Source organism: Paenibacillus sp. FSL H7-0943, assembly GCF_037963265.1.
Taxonomy (GTDB): Bacteria; Bacillota; Bacilli; order Paenibacillales; family Paenibacillaceae; genus Paenibacillus_AQ; species Paenibacillus_AQ odorifer.
In genome coordinates, this window is sequence record NZ_CP150148.1 from 6408227 (window position 1) to 6425985 (window position 17759).

At 38.2% G+C, this 17759-nt stretch carries 20 protein-coding genes; all 20 read right to left on the minus strand.

The window, feature by feature from the left end:
• Window positions 1-10: 10 nt before the first annotated feature.
• The 20 genes from fliD to NSQ55_RS28195 all read right to left on the minus strand — a co-directional run bounded on the left by fliD (window position 11) and on the right by NSQ55_RS28195 (window position 17618).
• A complete protein-coding gene (gene fliD / locus NSQ55_RS28100) occupies window positions 11-1570 on the minus strand; it encodes a flagellar filament capping protein FliD (RefSeq protein WP_339170183.1) in 1560 nt (519 codons plus the stop codon).
• 16 nt (window positions 1571-1586) lie between these two features.
• On the minus strand, window positions 1587-1976 hold the full coding sequence (locus NSQ55_RS28105; protein ID WP_076123876.1) for a flagellar protein FlaG: 390 nt from the start codon (window positions 1974-1976) through the stop codon (window positions 1587-1589).
• Window positions 1977-2279: 303 nt separating this feature from the next.
• Window positions 2280-2966, minus strand: a complete 687-nt coding sequence (locus tag NSQ55_RS28110; protein WP_076182099.1) for an acylneuraminate cytidylyltransferase family protein — start codon at window positions 2964-2966, stop codon at window positions 2280-2282.
• Entirely contained in the window at window positions 2963-4012 is a 1050-nt protein-coding gene (locus NSQ55_RS28115) for a nucleotidyltransferase family protein (protein ID WP_076123880.1), read from the minus strand. The genes NSQ55_RS28110 and NSQ55_RS28115 overlap by 4 nt, the downstream gene beginning before the upstream one ends.
• Before the next feature lie 4 nt (window positions 4013-4016).
• Window positions 4017-4640 carry an acetyltransferase gene (locus tag NSQ55_RS28120; RefSeq protein ID WP_076182097.1) on the minus strand — a complete coding sequence of 208 codons (624 nt, stop codon included), beginning with the start codon at window positions 4638-4640 and terminating at the stop codon, window positions 4017-4019.
• Window positions 4633-5712, minus strand: coding sequence for an N-acetylneuraminate synthase (gene neuB / locus NSQ55_RS28125; protein ID WP_076123884.1), 1080 nt, complete (start codon window positions 5710-5712; stop codon window positions 4633-4635). The genes NSQ55_RS28120 and neuB overlap by 8 nt, the downstream gene beginning before the upstream one ends.
• Window positions 5709-6839 (minus strand): UDP-N-acetylglucosamine 2-epimerase, encoded by a 1131-nt coding sequence (gene neuC / locus NSQ55_RS28130; protein WP_076123886.1) that lies wholly within the window; start codon window positions 6837-6839, stop codon window positions 5709-5711. The genes neuB and neuC overlap by 4 nt, the downstream gene beginning before the upstream one ends.
• A gap of 15 nt (window positions 6840-6854) precedes the next feature.
• Complete coding sequence (locus NSQ55_RS28135; RefSeq protein WP_076123888.1) at window positions 6855-8006, minus strand: LegC family aminotransferase; 1152 nt, start codon at window positions 8004-8006, stop codon at window positions 6855-6857.
• Complete coding sequence (locus tag NSQ55_RS28140; protein WP_076123890.1) at window positions 8003-9004, minus strand: NAD-dependent 4,6-dehydratase LegB; 1002 nt, start codon at window positions 9002-9004, stop codon at window positions 8003-8005. The genes NSQ55_RS28135 and NSQ55_RS28140 overlap by 4 nt, the downstream gene beginning before the upstream one ends.
• A 6-nt stretch (window positions 9005-9010) precedes the next feature.
• Window positions 9011-10690: a 6-hydroxymethylpterin diphosphokinase MptE-like protein gene (locus NSQ55_RS28145; protein ID WP_254856997.1), complete on the minus strand. Its 1680-nt coding sequence runs from the start codon at window positions 10688-10690 to the stop codon at window positions 9011-9013.
• Window positions 10691-10692: 2 nt separating this feature from the next.
• The gene (locus NSQ55_RS28150; protein ID WP_076123894.1) at window positions 10693-11217 is read right to left on the minus strand and encodes a hypothetical protein; all 525 of its coding nucleotides are present in this window, start codon (window positions 11215-11217) and stop codon (window positions 10693-10695) included.
• A 76-nt stretch (window positions 11218-11293) separates the two neighbouring features.
• Window positions 11294-12106 (minus strand): flagellin Hag, encoded by an 813-nt coding sequence (gene hag / locus NSQ55_RS28155; protein WP_076123896.1) that lies wholly within the window; start codon window positions 12104-12106, stop codon window positions 11294-11296.
• A gap of 245 nt (window positions 12107-12351) precedes the next feature.
• Complete coding sequence (csrA, locus tag NSQ55_RS28160) at window positions 12352-12594, minus strand: carbon storage regulator CsrA (protein WP_076123898.1); 243 nt, start codon at window positions 12592-12594, stop codon at window positions 12352-12354.
• A 1-nt stretch (window position 12595) separates the two neighbouring features.
• Window positions 12596-13042 carry a flagellar assembly protein FliW gene (locus NSQ55_RS28165; RefSeq protein ID WP_076123900.1) on the minus strand — a complete coding sequence of 149 codons (447 nt, stop codon included), beginning with the start codon at window positions 13040-13042 and terminating at the stop codon, window positions 12596-12598.
• A 108-nt stretch (window positions 13043-13150) separates the two neighbouring features.
• Window positions 13151-13717, minus strand: a complete 567-nt coding sequence (locus NSQ55_RS28170; protein WP_076123902.1) for a DUF6470 family protein — start codon at window positions 13715-13717, stop codon at window positions 13151-13153.
• 15 nt (window positions 13718-13732) lie between these two features.
• The gene (flgL, locus tag NSQ55_RS28175) at window positions 13733-14650 is read right to left on the minus strand and encodes a flagellar hook-associated protein FlgL (protein WP_076205587.1); all 918 of its coding nucleotides are present in this window, start codon (window positions 14648-14650) and stop codon (window positions 13733-13735) included.
• Between the two features lie 15 nt (window positions 14651-14665).
• On the minus strand, window positions 14666-16249 hold the full coding sequence (flgK, locus tag NSQ55_RS28180) for a flagellar hook-associated protein FlgK (RefSeq protein WP_076106998.1): 1584 nt from the start codon (window positions 16247-16249) through the stop codon (window positions 14666-14668).
• A gap of 54 nt (window positions 16250-16303) precedes the next feature.
• Window positions 16304-16804 (minus strand): flagellar protein FlgN, encoded by a 501-nt coding sequence (locus NSQ55_RS28185; protein ID WP_076182091.1) that lies wholly within the window; start codon window positions 16802-16804, stop codon window positions 16304-16306.
• Between the two features lie 12 nt (window positions 16805-16816).
• Window positions 16817-17104 (minus strand): flagellar biosynthesis anti-sigma factor FlgM, encoded by a 288-nt coding sequence (flgM, locus tag NSQ55_RS28190; RefSeq protein WP_036678454.1) that lies wholly within the window; start codon window positions 17102-17104, stop codon window positions 16817-16819.
• Window positions 17105-17207: 103 nt separating this feature from the next.
• On the minus strand, window positions 17208-17618 hold the full coding sequence (locus tag NSQ55_RS28195; protein ID WP_076182297.1) for a TIGR03826 family flagellar region protein: 411 nt from the start codon (window positions 17616-17618) through the stop codon (window positions 17208-17210).
• Between the last annotated feature and the right edge of the window lie 141 nt (window positions 17619-17759).

Genomic DNA, 17759 nt, shown 5'->3' on the forward strand with positions numbered 1-17759 from the left:
AATAATTATATTAACTGGATAACAGACTGGAAGATTGTGTCGTTAGCTTATTCATAGCTGTCTCCATCGCTGAAAACTGTTTATAATAACGAGTCTCAGCATTTGTTAATATTGTAAGCATGTTGTTTATTCGAGTATTGTAATCTTTGAGCTTTTTACCCATAACACTCTCTTCTTTAAATGTACTAGTGACGTCAGCAGTATACTTGTTAGTACCTGCACGTATAGAGATACTTTCCAATGGTTTAGCCAATGTATCTCCCAATTTATCAAAAAGCCCCTCATTTGGTTCACTAGCAGAACCTTGGAATAAATCTATTACACTTTGAGGATTATTACTAATCGCTAATTTGAGTTTCGCTTCATTAATTATTAATTTTCCGCCCTCAGAATAATTCCCCGTTGTAATGCCCAACTCACTTAGTTTACCCATTTTTTCAGAGATAACCATACGCATGGACGATATGGTTGATCTTAAGATGTCATCATTTTTAAGAAGCCCGCTCTGAGCCTTCTGAGTCCAAGTTAGAATTTCACTTTCTTTCATTTCCTTCTTTTGCTCATCAGTAAGAGGAGTGAAATCACTATATTTAGCTTCATTCACTTTCTTGTTAAACAATTCAAGTAGACTGTTATAATCTTCAATAAAACTTTTTATATTTTTGATAGCATTATCTGGATCAGATTGATTACTGATCTTGGTTGTTCCGTTCCCACCAGTTTCAGCAAGCAATGTAAGTTGTACTCCATTTATAGTGAACGTATTACTCTTTTGTTTTATGTCGCTAGAACCATTTATGCTGATAACAGCGTCTAATCCAGGTTTTGTGTCCGACAAACTTCCATCTTGATTGGTATATTGCTTTATACCATTAAAAACATTACTAAGTATGGTGTTATCTGCTCCTAATACTATTTTCCCATCCATACTTGTCGGATCATTACTCGGAGCACCACTTGTCTTAGATCGAATAATCAATTTCCCTGTGATCTCATCAAAACTTGCGATAACACCGGCTTTACTGTCAGCATTAATTGTTGATACTAAAGTAGAAATAGACGTAGCTCCAGTAAATAAAGATTTCGTTGCATCATTCACGCTACTGAAGCTAACGCCGTTAATATTTAGAGTATAATCTTTTTCCTTTTCTGCATCAGTAAGATCGTTAAAAGCTTTACCTGTTACAAGTTCTGCCAGTGTTGTTTTCCCAGTTTTATTTAGCCCAACTCCATTTGTCTCTAACGTAGTACTGGTTGCTAACTGCTTTACTGTGACATCCATATCTATTCCGTTAGCGGTGGATGTCGACTCGGCTTTGACTGCACTGGTATTACCAGTAACAACAGCTTTATTTGAGTTTAATGCAGATGATAAATTATATTTATCCGATAACTTATTAATTCGAAAGTCATATAGTTTACTACTGATTTCACGGTAGCTATCTCTGGTCCAATTCAAAATTTCTTTTTGTTGGTATAGTTTGTCCAGTGGGACACGCTTGACGGCCATCATACTCTTGACCATACTATCTATGTCCATCCCTGAAAACCCATTAATTCTTGTAACCAAATTAGTACCCCCTACATTATATTTTTTCGTCTACAAGAATACCTGCAATTTCCATCATTTTAGCTACTAAATCCAGAGTCTTCTCTGGTGGTACTTCACGAATAAGTTCTCCGGTTTCCTTATTAAGCACTTTTACAATAATATCATGCGTTTTCTCGTGGATGCTGATTGCTAGTGCGGTTTGGGGACCCTGTAGAGATTTCACTGCTCGCTCAATCGTACGAATAAGCTGTTCCTCAGCAACGGTTATATTCTCCCCTTGCTTTTCTTTCAGACTGATATCTTTAGCATCGCGAATAGTAACCGTATTACTTTGAACCTTCTCCGGTAAAGCTCCAGATGTTACCTCATTTCTGCTTTGTCCGAAAGACATAGAACTGGCAGATAAAGAAAACTGTACATTCATATACCCCGACCTCCAACAGCGCTCATATTATACTCTATATATCGGTTGATTTCTGGGATACTTTAGGACTTATCCTTGAGAATATAGAAATATAAGTTTCTCTCGATTATGCTTCAAATGCTTATAGCCTCCGAGACCCTAGTCTGAATATTAGTTTCATTGTTAAGTTTATTAGTTTTTTACGCGAGCTTATTTTTCAAACTAAACAAGCAAAACAAAACAAGCCTCTCCGTAGAGAAGCCTTAAAAGGTGATTAGATATATATTATTCTTAAACATAATGCTCTCAAAAAAAACAATATACCTAATCCTTGTTCATCTTCCACTCACACAACAAGAAGTCTTCTTCGGTATCAATATCATAAGATCTGCTATTAGGCATAATAAATGCTGAAGTTTCTTCTGTTATAAATGACTTTGCTCTAAACAACCATTCTATCTCTGCAACATAAACTGCACCATTCAAAATATAAACAGGTGGTAAATCTTGCCGCCTAATCCCGATTTCTTTTTTTGTAATAATAGGTTTCATTAATCCACTATCTTGCAAAGTATACATCCAATAGGGTAATATTTCTGTCTCTGTCATACTGACGCATGCAGGTCCCCCTGAAACTATTAGTTGTTCAATACAAGCATCAATATCCTCAGTTAAGCGCAATGGTGATGTCGGTTGTAGTAGAACTACAATATCATAGCCAGGCAACTCTCCCAATGCATGAAACACCGGATCCAATCCTAAGGATTCATCCTCTGCAAGATGCTTCGGGCGAACAAAAGGGATCTCAGCTCCATATTCCTTTGCTACTTCGATTATTTCGGAGTCTTCTGTTGATACAATTAACCTATCTATATATTTAGATTTTCGCCCAGCCTCTATCGTCCATGCAATCAAAGGTTTCCCTGCTAATTCACGAATATTTTTTCTTGGAAGCCCTTTTGAGCCACCGCGTGCGGGGATAATGGCTAGTATTTTTTTATTTTTTATCATACTAAGCCTCCATAAAATTCATAGTTAGCCTTTTCATAATCATCCAATCGTCCTATATCAAGCCAATACTCTCTCAAGGGAAAAGCTGACGCGTCTATTTGTTCATTCATCAATTTCTTAAAAAGATCTGGCATATCATAAAATTCATTTTGAGGAATCTCACTTAAAACCTCAGGACTTAACACATAAATACCTGCATTAACAAAACTTTTATGAATCGGTTTTTCTTCAATCGATAACAAGCGGTGATTCTCCATCTCTAAAACACCATATGGTATCTGATACTCATACTCCCTTACACACATTGTCGCAACAGAATTGGTTTCGCTATGAAAATTGAGTAGTTGCTCATAGTTAACTTTAGTCAAAAGATCTCCATTCATCACAAAAAAAGGATGGTCGGGCTTCTCCACTATAAGTGACAATGCACCTGCTGTACCGAGCCTCTTTGTTTCTTCTATATATGATATATTTACATCGAGATGAGATCCATCTTGAAAATAATCTTTAATTATTTCCTTCTTATAATTTACCGACAAAATGAAATTAGTAAATCCAAAACCTTTAAAACTTTCAATAATTGTTTCTAAAATAGGTTTGTCTCCAACTTTCAACATAGGTTTCGGCACATGATCCGTCAAAGGACGAAGTCTCGTCCCAAGACCGCCAGCCATTAATATAACGGTATTTTCTTTTTGCGACGTTTCTACTATATTATCCACAAAAATAACATCAAGAATCTGCTTTTCTTGATTTACAATCGGCAGTTGCTTTAATTTCAGCTTTTTCATTACTTCTTTATAATAAAACTGCTTCTTTCCAGCGTTTTCGTATATAGGAGTTTCATTCATGACTTTTTGAATTGAAGTATCTAAAGATAAACCCTTTAAGAGTCCTCGGCGAATGTCGCCATCTGTAACGGTCCCAAGTATACACCTGTTTTCATCTACGACTATTGCGAATTGTAATGCAGAATCATCAATTAATTTCATAGTTTGCAAAATCGTTACTTGAGGGCTTATCAAAATTTTTCTCCACTTTGTCATTATTCTACACTTCCTTAGCGGGAGTTCCGTATGCCTTGCTTCTATCCCTTATCGTCTGCAAAACTAGCGATCCTGCTCCAATTATTACTTGACTTCCAATCTGAACGTTTTGAATAATTGTCGATCCTGCTCCAATATGTGTTAAATCACCGACTATCACGTTTCCAGAAAGTGTAACTCCCGGCGCAATGTGAGAACTACTTCCAACTGAGCAGTCGTGGTTGATACTTGAAGATGTGTTTATAATAGTATTATCGGCAACACTTGCAAAAGATTCAATAACAGCACTCGCCATAATTTGCACACCCTCACCTAATTTTGAGTAAGGAGAAATAATTGCATTTCGATGAATGACTGAGGAAAATGTATAACCCTTTGTTTTAAATTGCTGAAATATATCCGCTCTAATATAAGGTACTCCAATAGAACCTAAACAAAGTACAAGTTCAATATCAGAAATATTGTATGAGTCAATGACTTTATCTGTGCCAAGATATGAAAGTCCAAAACGATTCTCTTGTTTTTCCGGTGCTGTGAAACCCATAATTGAACGTTTTTGCTGTAACAGAATATCAGTTATAACCGCTGCGTGGCCACCGTTTCCAATAAGGATGACAGGCTTACTCATCAATTAGCTCATCTTCACTATAGCTTTTCGATGCCTTTTTACCGATTAGTGACCAATATTGCGAAGGAGCCATACCACTTCCCGGTCTTTTGACAGTTAAATTTTCTTTAGTAATAGTATCTCCAATCATAATTGACTTCGCAGCTACTAAGCTTTTACGAGCAGCGATTTGATTTGTCTGCTCTTTGATAGTTGGCTTTTTATTTCCATCTCCTAATGAGAGTTCAATAATGCGGATTGCCTTCACCATCTCTTGTAATTCATCTGGCTCTAAGGATGCGAGGTGGTCTGGACCGGGCAACAGCCTACTTGTTGTAAAATGTTTTTCAATAACCTGAGCACCACGGGCAACCGCAGCTACAGGCACGTATATCCCCTCTGAATGATCAGATAACCCCACATCTAATTGAGTCTCTCTTGTTAAATGATCAATCGCCTGCAAATTAATATCTCCGTATGGAGTTGGATATTCAGTTGTACAGTGCAATACCGTTACATAATCCTTCAACCACTTCTTTGCCTCAGAGGAGGGGTAAAACTTTTGCACAGCTTCTATTTTCACTTCATCTGTTGGATACGCCAGACCGTAGGCAATAAAGGACAAAGATTCATGTATATCCTCAATAGTTGCCATACCTGTTGATAAAATTATTGGTTTACGTTTTGTAGCAATATAATGAACGAACGGTGTGTTTGTTAATTCACCAGACGAAATTTTCACAGTACGAATCGCGAGTTCATCTACTAAAAAATCGATACTTTCACGATCAAAGGGTGTAGATAAAAATTCAATTTTTTTCTCATCGCAATAAGCCTTAATTTGGAAAAACTCTTCATACGAAAGTTCTAGATTCTTTAACATTGCAAATTGTGAGGTCTCTTCTCCAATGTTCTCCACTTGATACTCTGCCTGTTTTGCATTTTTGGTGACAAGATTTTCTGTCTTATAGGTTTGAAATTTTACCGCATCTACTCCAGCTAGCACTGCTGCGTCAACTAGTCTAAAAGCAAGATCAAGAGAACCATTATGATTTACACCAGCTTCGGCGATTATATATACTTGATTGTTCATAAGTCATAAAACTCCTTCTGAATCAAATAGGAAGGTATATCTTTAAGAATTTCCACTATTTTGCGAGAAGCATTTCCATCACCAAAGAGCTGTTCATACGGCCCAGCATATTGCAGAGCTTGTTCAATGCCATTTTTAATAGATTCTTCGTCTAACTCAACATCAAAAACCGATGACGGTCTATGTCTCCCCGCCTGTCTATTACCACAATTTACAGTAGGCGTTTGTAGATAGGGGACTTCAATAAGCCCACTGGATGAATTACCAATAACAGATTCAGCATGTTTAACTGCACTCAAGTACCGCAATTGCCCTAGCGAATCAAACAAGAAGGCAGTCTCATTTTGTTTAGTATACTTTTCGATCTCTTCGTTAATATAACGTCCACCATTATCGGCATTCGCTTTTGTAAAGAGCAAGTTCACATTTGTATATTCACTTAAAGCCCTTAATAACGGATGAATTCCATCCCTATCTCCATGTGTTTCAGGATGATATGTAATAAGCAAAAGTGACTTGTTTTTATCAAGACTTAACTGATTGTATAGCTCATCTTTTGATAAAAGTGGCACTTTCAAAATATTTTCAATTCCTAACGCACCAACATTCCACACTCGATCTGGTGATTCACCAAGTTGAATTACTCGTTGTTTATGTTCTTCGGTACTAGTGAAATGCCACGTGGCCAACTTCGTAATAGAGTGACGAATAGAGTCATCAAATGCGCCAAAGGTTAACTCTCCACCATGTAAATGTGCAATCGGGATACCGATGATTAGTGCAGCCTGTGACACAGCCAACATTTCAAATCGATCTCCTAAGATAACAATTAAATCAGGCTTTAATTGATCAAGTACATCCGCAAATCCTATTGTTGCAATTCCAATTGATTTAACTACACCTACAGAGGTATCTGATGACAAGAGTATCTCTACTTTTTTATCAATTGTAAATCCATCTTCCTCAATTTGCTTATAAGTTAGGCCAAATTCAGGAGATAAATGCATCCCAGTAACAACTAATTGTAGTTCCAATTCAGCATTAGAATGGATTTCTTTCATCAACCAATACAACAACCCATATTCAGATCGTGTTCCAGTGACAACACAAATTTTACGTTTATTCATGATTGATTACCCCTTTCAAAGAGGAGTCGATGGAATGTTAATAACTCTTTTATTCAGCTCATTTGTCACTGTCAAATCACCTTTTGGACAATGCATATAAGGAGTTAACTCATTCATTGGCGTCCAAATTGGCCTTGCCATTGCTCCATCCTTATTCAATAAATCTAGCACGTCATCACGACTGTGTTGCTCCGAATCAAGGATAATGGTTTGAAGCCAGTAATTACTCGTACCAAATGCAGGTTCTACAAATAATTCTACTCCATCTATTTGCTCAAACAACTTTTTATAACTTTGAGTTAACACTCTTTTTTTTGCAAGAAATACATCCATCTTTTCAATTTGGGCACATCCTAGAGCCGCATTAATATTGGGCATTCGGTAATTATACCCTATCTCATCATGACGGTATTCCCAACGATGCGGTATTTTGGCAGTTGTAGTAATATGTTTTGCATAATCTGCAAGTTGTTCGTCATTCGTTAATATCGCCCCACCGCCACCAGTGGTCATGATTTTGTTACCATTAAAACTGAGCGCGCCTACAAGGCCAAATCCCCCAGTGTGCTTTCCCTTATAATAAGAACCCAGTGATTCCGCTGCATCTTCGACAAGAACAAGATTATACCGTTTACAAACATCAATTAACGGATCAATATCTACAGGATGACCAAATGTATGCATGGGAACTATAGCCCGTATTACACGGCCCGTCATTTTATTAATGAGCTGATTATTGTGTATCTCACCAATCTCTCGAATATATTCTTCAAGTTTTTTGGGATCAATGCCTAATGTTTCTTCAGAAACATCAATAAAATGAGGAACTGCCTGTAAGTAAGAAACCGCGTTTGCTGTTGCTATAAATGTAAGCGCCGGCATAAAAACCTCATCATTCGCCTGCACACCAGCAATTTTTAACGCAATATGCAAAGCAGCAGTACCATTAACAACAGCAATAGCTCGCTTCACACCTGTATATTCTACAAGCCTCTTCTCAAACTCATCGACATATTTACCAACAGATGAGACCCACCCCGTTCGAATACAGTCCGTTGCATACTCAACTTCTTTGTCACTGAAGGTAGGCTCATGTAAGGGAATAAAGTCTTTATTACCATAAATTTCTTTTATGCCCTGAATTATTTCCTGCCACTGCTTGTTCATATGTTATATGCATCTGCCTTATATTTTGATAAATTCGCGGGATCTGTAAACCAATCAACTGTCTCTTTTAATCCACGTTTAAATCCTTCTATTCCACCGTATGATGGTTCCCAGCCGAGCAATTCTTTCGCTTTTTGATTATCTGCCCACAATCGTTCCACCTCACTTTTTTCAGGACGAAAGCGAACTTCATCTGTTTCAATTTCAAGTTTTTTGTCCATTACATCAGCAATAGTCTTAACTGTGTCTCCTATTGAAATTTCATAATTACTACCTATATTAATCACTTCACCAAGTGCTTTTTCACTATTCATAATTGAAATAAACCCACTGACAGTATCTTTAACATAATTAAAATCTCTCGTCGGACTTAAAGCACCCAGTTTGATCTTCTCCTTACCCGATGCAATCTGTGTGATAATCGTCGGAATAACAGCACGTGCAGATTGACGTGGCCCATACGTATTAAACGGTCTGATAATTGCTACTGGCGTTTCAAACGAACGATAAAAAGATAATGCCATTTGATCTGCACCAATTTTCGATGCAGAATACGGTGATTGTCCCTGTAAAGGATGTTCTTCATTAATAGGTACATATTGAGCAGTTCCATATACTTCACTAGTTGACGTATGAATTACTTTAGAAACGCCAAGCTCTCGTGCTGCTTGAAGTATATTTAATGTTCCTTTTATATTTGTATCTACATACGTATCTGGAGAATGGTAGGAATAAGGAATTGCAATTAACGAGGCCAGATGCAAAACCATATTGCACCCCTTCATAGCTTCTTTTACTCCATGTGGATCACGAATATCACCTGAAAATACATCTAACTCTCTCTTAACCTCACCTGATAACGAGTCAAGCCATCCCCACGAGTTGAATGAGTTATAATAGACGAAAGCTCGTACATCATATCCCTGGCGTATAAGTTCTTCTACTAAATGTGAGCCGATGAATCCGTCCGCTCCTGTTATTAATACCTTATTCTTCATTTACATTCACCCTTTAGAATAAAACTTTTGAATCTCATCATCGTTTAATAATAGTTCTAAATATTTCTTTAGTTTTATAAATAACACGTGAATACTATCTCTCATTTCTTTTCTTTGATCATTTGTAGTCTGTGTCTCATTATAATTGTATTCAAAATGATTACTTATTCTTTGAACATCGTCTATCAGCTGATTTAATAAAGAACCTTCAACGAGGGGCTCTTTTCTTAACTTCTTCACGCTTTTCAACAACGTTCTTATATCGGAAATATTAACTATATTTTCACGTATTTTTTTCATTTTTCTTTCTTCTACTTTTACCACATCAAGAATTTGATATAGATTTTTTATTACATCAATTGCTTTTTCTTTCCCAATGACTTTCGTTATGTTTTCATTAACATTAAAAGAAACATTTTTTTCAAACCTCTGGTAATTAATTTTTTCAGAAGGGATATATGGAACGTGGTTAATCTTTGCACCTTTTGCCGAAACATTATAAATTTTGATATGATCCTTTATAAGATTCGTTAATTGATTGAATGAATCTATCTGTGCGTATAGTGTTTCAGAAGTTAAAACCTTTCGCCCATCATTACTATCTACCCATAATTCCTCTTCTATCCTAACTCCTTCATGTATTGTTATACCTTCGGCATAGTATTTCTTATCAATAAAGGATAAATCCTGTCCAATTAAATAGACTTCTTCAAATCCAAGTTGATGTGTTAGGTTTAAGGTAGAGATAGCGACCGAAGCAACAGATATAAATCGAGTCATTTCAGGAAATAAACTTCCCGTAATACCATCCATCTCACTTAACATTTTCAGAGCAGGACCCTGATGGTTTTCCACAATCAAATGATGTGTCATAGTATCAAATATTGCAATACCTTTATACTCTAGTCCTTTGAAGTGAGCTTCATAATTTGTTAAACTAGCGTCAATAGAAACAACAAAATCAGGATGAATATCATATTTCATCAACGCCCTTAAAGCAGATCCTACACAAAAAACATACATATGATCTTTTGCTTTTTTGATAAAATCTATATTATCCGTTAAAGAAGGGCCAGAAGCGACTAATATAGCTCCTTTTCCTCGAAACTCGCCCAACAACTTATCTATAGGATCCATTTCATAGGTGTATACTAAGTTTAGTATAGGCTCTATGATCCAATTTTTTTTAAAAAAATTCACTGTATTATTATTGATTACATACAAGCTCAAGCTTTTTTCTATTAGTTTTAGAGTATCATTTATAAGTACCGAATCAGTTTGGTCATACTTAGGATGAATAATTATTTGCGAAGAAAGTCCTCTAAATTGTTCTAAAATAGAAGTTATCATTATTGGCAGTAAATCTTTCAAATAATAAAATTCAATATTTTTACTTTTTTTTATTTCATTTAATGTGACATTGTTCAATTTAACTTCTTGAAAGGGCTCAATTATAATTACCTTCGGAATATCTTGATAGACTGAATGAAGCGTTTCAACAATCTCACCATTTCCAATGCCTATTACAAATGTAATTTTATTTTTCTCTGATATTTCTTTTTTTAAAAGTTTAGCTATTTCTCTCTTAGGAGAGATTTTAGAATTTAATGGAATATTTACACAATCTGATTTATAAATATATATCTGACTTCCATCATCGGCTGTTCCATTTATTATTTCATACATGCTCAATGAATGATTCCCTTTCTGGTTTCTAATTCCTCTATAAAATCCTCAATCCATTCTGAGTAGATTAGTTCGATAATCTCAACAACAGATGAGTAATCATTTTCCACTATTTTTTCTTCTGCTTGTCTCACAGTTAATTCTATACTCGCCTTATTAATCTTATTGAGATTAAAATAACTATCCACATTCGATAACTCTAATAATGTGGAAGACAACTCAGAAAACGCTGACAATATATCTTCATTGCTTTTCAAATTCAAGTTCTCAATTGTTAATAAAAGTTCTTTTGAAAACTGGTAGACGTTTAAAAGTACTTCTTGTTCATGATCTATAATCAACTTTGTTTCAAAAATTAGATTGTTATTTCCCTTTAAAAGATCCTTTATATCCAATTCATCGAGAGGTTCTCCCGCATTATTCACAATGATTGATGAAATTTGATTTAGATATAAAACCAAATCTTGATAAGTTTCTTGGAGGTTTTCCTTCTGGTTGAACTTTTCTCCATTAATATAATAGATCATTTTTCATTCTCCTCATTAGCAAACAAGGTAGATAGCGGTTACGCCATCTACCTCATTATAATCTTAACTCAAACTATTATCTAAGAAGTTGAAGAACCCCTTGAGGTTGTTGGTTGGCTTGAGCCAACATTGCTTGTGCTGCTTGAGCTAAGATAGAGTTCTTAGTTTGGTTCATCATTTCTTTAGCCATATCAACGTCACGAATACGGGATTCAGCAGCCGATAAGTTTTCAGAAGATGTACCCAAGTTGTTAATTGTGTGTTCCAAGCGGTTTTGAATCGCACCCAAAGATGAGCGTTGTGCTGATACACGTGAAATTGCCTTAGCAATTGCAGTAATTGCTTTATTCGCTGAAGTTTGTTTAGACAAGCTCAAACCACTAATTCCGAGAGCTTTAGATCCCATAGTTGAGATTTTTACTGACAAGGTTTGTCCAGCGTTCGCACCGATATGAATTTGTTTACCTGTAAACTTACCGTCAAGCAAGTTTTGAGTATTGAATTCTGTAGTAGTAGAAATGCGATCAATTTCAGCTGTAAGAGCTGTAACTTCTTTTTGAAGCTCTGTACGATCGGCATCAGTATTCGTATCATTCGAAGATTGTACTGCTAACTCACGCATACGTTGCAGGATGGAGTGAGTTTCATTCAATGCACCCTCAGCTGTTTGAATCAACGAGATACCATCTTGAGCGTTACGAGTAGCTTGATCCAAGCCACGAATTTGTCCACGCATTTTTTCGGAGATTGCTAGACCAGCTGCATCATCACCTGCACGGTTAATACGAAGACCTGAAGACAATTTTTCAATGTTTTTGCTAGTTGCAGCAGTGTTTACACCCAACTGACGGTGTGTGTTCATTGCAGCGATATTGTGGTTGATAATCATTTGATATTTCCTCCCTGAAATTAAGTTAGTTCCACATCCATGTGGTAAACGCTAAACCTTTAAGGTCGGCCGCCCTGCAGGTTCAGCGTCTACTACATATATCGACGGCGTACGCCCAACAGTTTAGAGTATTTCGATGTTTTTTTAAAATTTTTCTCAAAAAACATAATCAAACCAAATAAAAAAACCTAAGTCTGCATTTGAGCAGCTCTAGGTTTCAGTTTCTACGATTAAAAACATGTCTGTTAATCGTTCTTTTTTTCTCCAAGAAATCGATGGATCAAGGCATTCAAATCAGTCTGTAAAGGAGCAACAGACTCACGATTAGCCTCTTGAATAGAAAGGTATACTTCTTTACGCAGAATATCGACATGCTTAGGCGCCGAGATGCCTACCTTTACTGTATCACCTTCCACACTTAGGATCGTCAACTCTATCTGGTCCTGAATAACGATGGATTCGCCTTTTTTGCGAGTAAGTACAAGCATATCACACACCATCCTTTCCATCGATAACCGACTGTTCCTGCAGAAGGCTATGCTTCGTATGATAAGGAGCTGTATGCAGAACGATCTGTTTCCCGGAATGCTTCACTGGATTCAATACAATGGGTGCAAGGAGATTAATCGTAGACTGATCAGCTTGTTCCTTCAGAGTAATAATACAACGAACGACAATCTGTTTGTCGATCCCTAGCTCGTCCGCTTCATCATCTGGAAGATCAAACTCATAAGATGGATAAAATACAAATGGGTCACTTAGCAAAAAGGACAGTCCCTTTTCCTTCATAGACTGTAAGTACCAAAAAGGTGTCTCTTCCACAGCAATTAAAGCGAAGTCTGTTTCTTCATCAAAACCGGGTAATCCTTTAGGGAAATGATATAACTGTTCCTCATCTACATCGATCTCGCCCCAAGATAATGTTTCTATAATCAAAGTTGTTCACTCCTCAAAATAACTAGCATTATAAAAATACTACTACCAAACTATTTATAGCACAAAAGCTATAGAGGCGCTTCCCAGCACATCTATAGCTTTAAAGACCTACAATTGAACGTTAACTTCAGGTAAAAAAAACTTTATGGTTGCATATTGCTGCATATATATATTTAACTTACCTCGGGTATATTCAATCTCAGGATTACGTTTTTCCACCTGTACGTCAACATGGGCGGCCCGAAAATTAATTTGAGGAGCTCTAGTCTCAAAGTGAATATCGACATTATCATATGATGCTGGCCCACGAGTCTCAGGAAATGAATTAGGTTCCGTATCTGTGCCATACACTTCTGCAATCGTATTACCTGGTTTAAAAAACTCTGCCATCCGATTCCCCTGCTCAACCTTTTTGGCGATACCCTGAAGATAAAGCTGCTGGATGCCAGAATAGATACGTTTGTTCATATCAAACATATTGCCACCATTATAGGCTGCCCATGCACGAGATTGATCTATGGTAAGCTCAGGCCGAGTGGATTTAACCGTTAGTTGTCCCGGTGTCGTTGTTACATTGACTTCAGCTTTAGGCTGAGAAATCGAATAGGTGCCCGGATCAGCATCAATCCCAATCACAGCAGGCGTCTGACGGATTTGCAATATCGGCTGAAGCAATGAAAACCACCTCCGTTATCTGATAAAGTCCACGAGAGTTGTAGATATAATCTTTGCACCTACAGATAATGAGGCGTTATATATATTTTCTTGAATCTTCGACTGCATAATCAAACCTTCGTAATCAGCATCTTCCGTCTTGGCCTGCAAATCGGTAAGATTGATATTTAAATCGCTCAAACGCTCCTGCATTAGTTCTACCCGATTGGTCTTAGCTCCTATTTCTGAACGGACCGTTAATAGGTTATCCATACGCGTATCAATATTTGCAAGTTGATTAGAAACTGCAGTAATATCACCCGATTGTAAGGCACCGGAAATATTATTAATAATGGTAAATAAATTATCCGCTTCACCTGTTCTGCCAAACACGTCATTGCCACTAGTACTAATAGGCATACGTACACCCTCACCTACAATAAACTGAATCTGCCCAGTATCTGTAGTAATCGGCTTAGTTACATCATAGGTACCATCTGCACCTTTAGCAAAATCATAAGGTTTGGTATTGTATTGTTCACCATTAAAGATATATTTACCATTTAGTGTGCTGTTAGCAATATCCACAAGCTGTTCTTTCAATTGCAACACTTCTGAATTGATACTATCAAGTGCGGACTGCGGATTAGTTCCTGTCCCTGCTTGTACTGTCAATTCACGGATTTTTTGAACAACATCTCCAGCTTGACCTAGAACTGTATCATTATAATCTAGCCACGAAAGAGCGCTATCTACATTCTTAGTATATTGTTCATTAGAGGAAAGCTCCGCACGATAGCGCAGGGAATACGTGATTCCTACCGGATCATCGGAAGGCTTATTGATCTTGCGTCCGCTAGAAAGCTGTAACTGTGTATCGTTCATCGTACGTGCATTACGGTTTAAGTTAAGCAGAAGCTGTGAATTCATCATGTTAGAGGTTACTCTCAACATACGCTATATCTCCTTTTATCTGCCGACTGTGCCGGTGGAATTGATCAATTTGTCGAGCAGTTCATCAAAAGTAGTCATAAAACGCGCTGCGGCACTATAAGCATGCTGGAATACTAGCATATTCGACATTTCTTCATCTAGGGATACACCGCTTACTGATTGACGACGGGAGTTAACTTGCTCTACGAGATAATCTGAGTTATCCGTCTGACGTGCAGCCTCTTGGGATTGAATACCCAGCTGACCAACCATAGAGCTGAAAAGCCCACCAACAGTGTTGCTCACACTACCGTCTGGCTTAGTAAATTTACTATCCTTCAAGTTCGTCAATAGAAGCGCCAAGGTGTTATTTCCTTTAACGACTTGCGTATTTCCATTCGCATCAACAGTTGTACGTAACGAAGTTGCAAATAGGTTTACGTCAGCTGCAATTTCCGGATTCAGTTTGATCGTTCCAGCCTCACCTGATGTTACAAAGAAATCGCGTCCGACGCTTCCATCCATCGCGTAACCTAACTTGTGAAGTCCGTTTAACCCTTTGACAATGGTCTTGGCGTCCTCATACATTGTTGCGCCCTTAGGCATGGCCTGACCAGCGGTCAAAGTAACTACGGTACCGTCAGCTTGTGTAATCTTGGCATCACTAGTCAACACTGTGCCCTCAGGAAGATTGGAGCCAGCTGGCACTGTAATTTCAACGTCACCTGTAGCAATAGTGCTCGCCAAGTCATTGAGCTGTTTCTTGTAATCGGCAACATAGGTATTATTGGAAAAAATCATTCCGTAAGCCTCGCCGCCCTTCAAGGTTCCGGAGGCATAAGCATTATTAAGAAACGCGCCATCTACGGTTGCAGTTACTTCCCCACCCTCTACGAGAGGTTGTCCCCCTAAAGAAATGTTATAACCTGCTTCCGTCTCTACAACAGTAATATTAGCAATTTTGGAGAGCTTGTCCGCCATCAAGTCGCGTTGATCACGTAGATCGTTCGCATGATCCCCCATACCCTCAATCTTATAGATCGATTTATTTAGATCTGCGATCGCGGTCAGGTAACCCTGAGCTTCTTTTGCCTTAACATCTATATTAGTGGTTAGATCCCGCTCCAGATTATTCAGTTGCGTGCTCATATAGTTCATAGCATCCGTCAAAGATTGTGCAGTTTGCACTACAATCTTACGGGCCGTTGGATCTTCAGGGTTCTTACTTAGATCCGACCACGATTTCCAGAAGTTATCCAGAACTGTACGAATGCCTGTATCCGATGGCTCATTAACGATAGCTTCCAGCTTAGAGAGCGTATCTGCTTGAAGACTCCAGTTGCCGAAAGCAGCGTTCTCACCACGGTACTGATCATCCAGAAACATTTCTCGAATCCGATCGATAGATGAGAATTCCACCCCTGTACCCATTTGACCTGGAACGGTAGATTTTAACAATCCGTACGCTTCTATAGGTAAAGAGGCTTGCATATTAACACGTTGACGAGTATAACCTTCGGTATTCGCATTAGCGATATTGTGTCCAGTTGTATTAAGAGCTGCGGTCTGAGTAAAAAGGCTGCGTCTCGCCGTCTCTATCGAGTGAAATGTGGATGTCATGCTTCTTACTCCTCCTTATGTTCTGCTCCGGCAGAACACTTCATCAGTACAATTCTAACCTCGTGCATCAAAAATCCCCGACCGATTTACGTTATTGCCTTTGTCGGACGGACGATGATAAGTAATATCCTGATTTGGTCTTCCGACCAACAGATCCAAAGAATAATCTATAAATGTAAGCGACTGCTCTATCAGCTTCTGATTTAGGTCATTGGCTTCTTTCAGGCGATGCAAAGTGCCCGAAAGCTTCTGCTGAATATGCAACAGTCGTGCCTTGTCTTCAGGATCAAATATAAGCCTGGACAGCTCCGTTAGGTTCAGGTTCAGGTTGGAACGAATACCCACACCTTGCAAAACGGTATATGCGGCTAATATTCGCTCTTCCTCGAGCTGCCCAATTACCTTCATTAGCTTGGATTCACGATTAAGGATGTCGATTAACGCATCCACCTTGTTATCCATAATTATCTGTTTCTTCTCAGCGGCCAGATCCAGCATTTGAACATGCACTCCATCTAGCCGCTCCAATAGTTCTATTAATGTCGTCAATGCCATGGATGTTTTCACCTAATTCTCGGAGGATTGCTTAAAGTAAGGGGCGAGTTTCTCTGCTAGCTTAGATGCATCAACTTGATAGGTACCTGCGGAGACCTGCTGCTTTAGATTGTCGATCTTAAGTGCGCGTTCTGGATCATTCTTGCCAGTGTTTTGTGCTTGCAAGAGTTGAATCGCTTCATCAGAGATCGAAACCTCATCCTTGCGTGTGCTTTTCTTCATTTGTTCCTGCCTTTGCGCTTCCGCGCTGCGTTGATACGGATTAATCGCGTTAATTCGTCCGGTCTCGTTAATTTTCATAACTTCCACCTTCCTTCTAATATAAAAAAGCCGATAATCTTTACTAAGTTTATCGGCGTAGACTGAAACATTCTTTATAGCTGCAAACGTTTTTTTGCAGATTTTATAGGTCACGCAGCTTATCTATGGCACGATATGCACCATCAGATGTCTTTTTAGTAGTATCCTCAGCAGAATTTTCCTTGACAGCATTCGTGAGATCTTTCCTGAGCCGACTACGACAGCTGTCACACATATGGCCATCCCGAATCAGTGTACCACACACTTCGCAAGGGTACATCATATTGGGTGCATTAGCTATAGAAATCCGGCCTTCTCGAATAAAGCGGGTAATCTCTTTAATAGAAATCCCCGTAGCATCGGAGAGCTCCTGAATGTTGGTTCCTTTGTTTTCCCGTAAATAATTCACGCAGATCTCATATTCATGCTCCAGCTCTTTGATACAGACCTGGCACAACCCCATAAGATTCTTGACAAACAACCGGCCGCACCTTGGACAATTGTCTAAATTCATAACAAGCAGCCGCTCCTCTCCGTACATTCTGTGCAATGCATAATATTCTTATGCTCCTAGATTACATGATTGCAAGGAATTCGTCTATGGGACAGAAGAAACGCTACCAACCGCAACTAATCCTTAATGGAATGGATATAG

Coding starts and splice junctions, on each gene's coding strand:
- NSQ55_RS28150 (WP_076123894.1), bottom strand. CDS start 11,217: ATGATCTATTATATTAATGGAGAAAAGTTCAACCAGAAGGAAAACCTC.
- hag (WP_076123896.1), bottom strand. CDS start 12,106: ATGATTATCAACCACAATATCGCTGCAATGAACACACACCGTCAGTTG.
- flgM (WP_036678454.1), bottom strand. CDS start 17,104: ATGAAAATTAACGAGACCGGACGAATTAACGCGATTAATCCGTATCAA.
- NSQ55_RS28185 (WP_076182091.1), bottom strand. CDS start 16,804: ATGGCATTGACGACATTAATAGAACTATTGGAGCGGCTAGATGGAGTG.
- csrA (WP_076123898.1), bottom strand. CDS start 12,594: ATGCTTGTACTTACTCGCAAAAAAGGCGAATCCATCGTTATTCAGGAC.
- NSQ55_RS28110 (WP_076182099.1), bottom strand. CDS start 2,966: ATGATAAAAAATAAAAAAATACTAGCCATTATCCCCGCACGCGGTGGC.
- NSQ55_RS28135 (WP_076123888.1), bottom strand. CDS start 8,006: ATGAACAAGCAGTGGCAGGAAATAATTCAGGGCATAAAAGAAATTTAT.
- neuB (WP_076123884.1), bottom strand. CDS start 5,712: ATGAACAATCAAGTATATATAATCGCCGAAGCTGGTGTAAATCATAAT.
- flgK (WP_076106998.1), bottom strand. CDS start 16,249: ATGACATCCACATTTCACTCGATAGAGACGGCGAGACGCAGCCTTTTT.
- NSQ55_RS28120 (WP_076182097.1), bottom strand. CDS start 4,640: ATGAGTAAGCCTGTCATCCTTATTGGAAACGGTGGCCACGCAGCGGTT.
- NSQ55_RS28195 (WP_076182297.1), bottom strand. CDS start 17,618: ATGAATTTAGACAATTGTCCAAGGTGCGGCCGGTTGTTTGTCAAGAAT.
- NSQ55_RS28140 (WP_076123890.1), bottom strand. CDS start 9,004: ATGAAGAATAAGGTATTAATAACAGGAGCGGACGGATTCATCGGCTCA.
- NSQ55_RS28115 (WP_076123880.1), bottom strand. CDS start 4,012: ATGACAAAGTGGAGAAAAATTTTGATAAGCCCTCAAGTAACGATTTTG.
- NSQ55_RS28145 (WP_254856997.1), bottom strand. CDS start 10,690: ATGTATGAAATAATAAATGGAACAGCCGATGATGGAAGTCAGATATAT.
- flgL (WP_076205587.1), bottom strand. CDS start 14,650: ATGTTGAGAGTAACCTCTAACATGATGAATTCACAGCTTCTGCTTAAC.
- neuC (WP_076123886.1), bottom strand. CDS start 6,839: ATGAATAAACGTAAAATTTGTGTTGTCACTGGAACACGATCTGAATAT.
- NSQ55_RS28105 (WP_076123876.1), bottom strand. CDS start 1,976: ATGAATGTACAGTTTTCTTTATCTGCCAGTTCTATGTCTTTCGGACAA.